The 4,389-nt window shown below is 67.8% G+C and carries 3 protein-coding genes and 2 pseudogenes; 2 read left to right on the top strand and 3 right to left on the bottom strand.

From position 1 onward, the window contains the following. The 3 genes and pseudogenes from Q0Q47_RS30940 to Q0Q47_RS30930 form a co-directional block, all read right to left on the bottom strand. A pseudogene (locus Q0Q47_RS30940) lies at positions 1-191 on the bottom strand (hypothetical protein); the annotation flags it as partial. Positions 192-204: 13 nt separating this feature from the next. Beyond that, on the bottom strand, positions 205-1,854 hold the full coding sequence (locus Q0Q47_RS30935; RefSeq protein ID WP_293869012.1) for a DNA polymerase Y family protein: 1,650 nt from the start codon (positions 1,852-1,854) through the stop codon (positions 205-207). Then, positions 1,772-2,611, bottom strand: a complete 840-nt coding sequence (locus Q0Q47_RS30930) for a damage-inducible mutagenesis protein (protein ID WP_293869010.1) — start codon at positions 2,609-2,611, stop codon at positions 1,772-1,774. Before Q0Q47_RS30930 ends, Q0Q47_RS30935 begins: the two co-directional genes overlap by 83 nt. A gap of 474 nt (positions 2,612-3,085) precedes the next feature. Here Q0Q47_RS30930 and Q0Q47_RS30925 point away from each other — a divergent pair, with 474 nt between their 5' ends. Both Q0Q47_RS30925 and Q0Q47_RS30920 read left to right on the top strand, forming a co-directional pair. Continuing rightward, positions 3,086-4,054, top strand: coding sequence for a DUF563 domain-containing protein (locus Q0Q47_RS30925; RefSeq protein ID WP_293869008.1), 969 nt, complete (start codon positions 3,086-3,088; stop codon positions 4,052-4,054). A 73-nt stretch (positions 4,055-4,127) separates the two neighbouring features. Then, positions 4,128-4,389 (top strand): annotated as a pseudogene (locus Q0Q47_RS30920) (hypothetical protein); the annotation flags it as partial.

Raw genomic sequence — 4,389 nt, 5'->3', positions numbered from 1 at the left:
CGGTCGGCCTCCTCCAGTGGATCGAGCACCAGCGGCTGGCCCGACGCATAGGTCAGCAGGTCGCGCAGGTCGGCTTCGAGCGAGCGGCCCTTGGCGCGCGCGTGGATTTTCAGGCGTTCGATGATCGCGACATCGAGGCCGCGGATGGTGAGTGTGGTGCCCCGTCTGGTCGTTGCTGTTGCGGTCTCCATTTTCCTCTCCCCTTCAGGCGCAGAATCCGTGGAGGAACCAGCGGGCGGTCGGTTGGCCATTGGCGGCGAGCTGGTAAGGCCCGTCGCGGAACAGCCAGAAGCGGCCGCCATCGTCGTCCTCGACGCGGTAGTAATCGCGTACCGGCGGCAGGGTGCCGGCCGGCGGATGAGTGCCGTCGGACCGCGGGCGCCACCATTCGTTGGCGATCCGCTCGGGCCCATCGGCGCGCACGATGCGATGGGCATGCCGCCGCCAGTGGAAGACCGAGGGCGGATCGTCAGGCACGAAGGCGGTGACCTCGACGGGCTCGGGCCGCTGCAGCAGGCGCGTCGGCCTTGCCCCCTTGAGGCTCGCGACGCGGCGCCAGGCGCCCGCCGCGGCTGGCTTCGACGAAACGGGCGCGGCGACCTGCACACGCTCGGGCAGGTGGCTGTCGCGCGTCAGAAGCCGCACGACATTTCCCGCACCCAGCCGCAACGCCAGCCGGTCGGCGAGATCGATCGTACCGTCGACGCCCGAGGCGACGCCGGGCGACTCCTGGTCGGGCAGCGCATCCTGCGTGCCGCTCCAGGCTTCGACCTCGGGTGCCGACAGGATCATCAGCTCGACGCCGAATCCGGGATCGAGCTCACCCAGCCTTTCCTCGAACAGCTTCATCAGCTTCGGGTTGTCGCGGTTGGGCCGGCTGGTGCCGATCGAGGTGCGGTCCACCGACCCGTCGACGCGATAGAGCGCGATCTCGAGCCGGCGCGCGCCAACGCCGGCCTGCTCGAACTGGTGACAGAGGGCAGCCAGCAGGCGGCTGGTCGCGGCGGCGACGTCCTCGGCCCGGCCGATCGGTTCGGCGAAGGCGAGGCGCGTACGGAAGGCCGGTGGGATGCGGCGCGGCTCGATCGGCTCGGCGAGCGTACCCAGCGCCTGGTCCAGGCGATTGAGCGGTTGGTCGCCGAAGCGGCGGACGAGTGGTGCCCGCGGCATGGGATAGAGATCGCCGATGCGGCGCAGGCCGAGCTTCAGGAAGGCTTCCAGGATCGGCGCATCGAGGCGCAGGCCCTCGACCGGCAACGAGGCGAGCGCATCGCGCTGGCCGCGCGACGGGCAGAAGAGATCGGCCTGGCGCTCGGCGAAGCGCGCCAGCGCCCAGGCGGCGCCCGCCGTGTCGGCCATGGCGGCGCGACAGGAAAGGTCACGGCGGGCCAGGCGCGTGACGAGATCGGCCAGCAATGCGCGCTCGCCGTTCTCGCCCTCGCCGAAGAGATGCGTGCAGCCGGTCACGTCGAGCAGCAGGCCGGCATCGCCGCCGAAACCTCCGGCGCTGCACGCCGTCTCGAAGTCATCGGCCAGCGCACTCCCCAGTGGATCGATCGCGACCCAGGGCGTGTAGCGATCGCACCAGCCGGCGATCGTCTCGATCAGGCGGCAGTCGGCCTGGGGTTCGCCCGCCTCGGTGACGAGGTCGGGCAGCAGGGCACGCGCATCGGCCAGCCGCATGCGCGGACGCAGGCCGGCGGCCCGGGCATGCGGATTGACGGCGGCGAGGCGTGGGCAGCCATCATGCCAGACGACGGTGGCGGCGGCCCTATCCGACCAGTCTTTCCTGGAAGCGCGCGCCAGACGATCCGTGGAGAGCTTGGGGAACCACAGCGAGACAATGCGTTTCATCGTTCCACTCCAGGAGCCAGGACGGGGTTTCGGCGGCGGACGGCGTGCCGAAGCGGTTGCGCCGCAATTCGAGGCGCCAGCGCGCGGCGCCGACATCGGTGAGGCCCGGCGTCGAGGCCGAGGCGGCGGAGGCGATCCGCCACCGGGTCGCGCATACGCTTTGCGGCGGCGCGGGCTGGGCGCGCAGCAGCAGGGCGGGCACGCCGTTCTTCTCGGCGGCGAGCGACAGGCGGCGGCCGGCCGTGGGATCGGCGGCCCGCGTTTCACCCAGCACGGCGGCGATGCCGGGACAGCGCAGCCCTTCTTCCATGGCCCAGAAGAGATCCTCGTCGCGCTGCGCCGTGACCATCAGCAGGCGCGCCGGATCGAACCAGGCCGACAGCGCGGATGCATAGGGGGCGGCATCGAAGCGGCCGGTCGGGCGGCGGCACCACAGGATCGTGCCCGGCCCGAAGCGACCGAGCAGGTGGGCGGCGAAGCCGAGCGCGGCGCCGTCATGGGGTGCCACGCGACCGGAAGGACCAGGCCCGGCCTCGATCTCGTGCAGGGCACCCGTCAGCAACCCGCCGTCGGGCAGCAGCGCATCGATGGCGGGGATGCCAAGGGGAACCGCGGCCGCTTTGCCGCTTCGACGGGCGCTGTTTGCCCTCTCCAGACGCCTGACCTTTTCCCGCAGGGCAGCGGGGACCAGAGCCGCCGGATCGTTGGCAGCCCTTCGGTCAGGGGAAGCAAAGGCACTCGGGGAAATGACCGGCATCGCCCCCTCGTCGGTCTGATGGATGGGCTGTGGGTTAAATGTTCGTGTTTTGTTCTAGTTCCTTCACAATCGTGAGTCAACGGGACTTAAGGCTGGCATATCGAGTGCATCCGAGGAGAAGCTGCCGTCCTTCCGCAGCGGCTTGCTGCCGCTGCGGGAAGTTCATCTGGCTGGGGAAAGTACAGAGAACGCACAGTGTCAGATCAGGGCGCACCGCCGAATGCCTCTCGCGATGAGCGCAGACAGAGGCGTCGCAGACAGAGGCGTCTCCTGCGACGACAGAGGCTCGTCGCCGACAATTCACTGGATCCCCTCGAATGGCGGGAGCTGCCCTCCATCCTCCATGCGCCCCAGGGGCAAAGGCCTGAATCGCCGATAGAGGAGCCATCGAAACCCGGGAAATGGCTCATCGGTGGACCGATCTCCTTTCACAAGCGGCGCGCGATCCTCTCGCCGGCCGTCGAGGTCATCCCCATGACCGCCGAGCCCATCTCGTCGGCTTTCGTGTCCGGCCATTGCCATCCGACACTGCCGCCCGCCACCCACTACGCCGGTGCGGTGTATCGCGACGACCGCGAGATCGTGCCCGAATTCCTCGAATACGATTCGCTTACCGGACATCGAGTGCCAAGACGCACCAATCCTCCAGTGATTGAGGAGGCCCGCGTCCGGCAAGCCCCTCGGCTTGACGGGACATGCATATACATGGGGCCGCTCTCCGATCATTTCGGGCACTTCCTCTTGGAGTCCATGCAGCGTGCCTGGTATCTGACGAAGGCCGACCGTTCGGCCCTTCTGCTGTTTCACCGGAGAAGCGAACAGGCCAACCTGCCTCCCTTCGCCCGCACCATCTTCGCAGCCCTCGATGTCGACATTGCGCGAATCAGGATCGCCATGAACGACGTGCGAGTCTCGCGACTCGTCCTTCCGGCGTCGCAGTTCTGGCAGGGGATCAAGGCATCGCCCGGAATGGGCATTGCCTTCGACCATGTCAGGGAGAAGATACTGAAGCGTCGGCCGGGCCGGCAACCGACACCGGCCAAGGTCTACTTCAGCCGGAAGGGCCTCTCGCCGGAGAGGACATTCGGCAGATCACGCGCCGTAATCTCGAACGAAGAAGAGGCGGAGGCCCTGTTTCGCAAGCGTGGCTACGAGATCCTGCGGCCCGAGACCCTGCCGTTCGAGGAACAGGTCGCTCTCGTTGCAAACGCGACCCATGTCGCAGGTACCTCCGGTTCGGCTCTGCACCTCATGCTGTTCAACGACAATCCGCGGACCAGGCTCATCGAGTTGCGGACGAAGCCGGCCGTCAATCAGCTCCTGATCAGCGCCATCCGCCCGACCGCCGCTTTCCACATATGGAGTTTGGCGAAAGACAGTTCACGCGAGACGATCATCCTGGACATGGAAGTCGTCGACCGGTCCGTGAGACAAATCGATTGAGATGCTCGTTTCCCTCGCTGATATTGGTGATGGCCGACGGCGGGATCGGCGGCGCGCGTCTCATGGAGGTCCCATGACTCTTCGATTTTCCCTCGCCGCCCTGTGTGTCACCGCTTTCGCCCTGCTGTCAGGACCGGCGCTGGCGCGCTGTTCCAAAAACCTGGTCGAGCTCGGTCCCACCCTGCAGGGACGCGGCGTGCAGATGGCCTCGCTCGACGGGGCGCAGATGGCGGCAGACACGGCGAGCCGCGCCATCATCACCTTCCTCGGCCATGCCAGCTTCGAGATCGACACGCCGCAGGGCGTGCGCGCCATCACCGACTACAACGGTCTGA

It is taken from the genome of uncultured Alsobacter sp., from assembly GCF_945952055.1.
GTDB lineage: Bacteria > Pseudomonadota > Alphaproteobacteria > Rhizobiales > Beijerinckiaceae > Alsobacter.
Note: the sequence above shows the minus strand (reverse complement) of the source record. Positions and strands in the feature narration are given on the sequence as shown.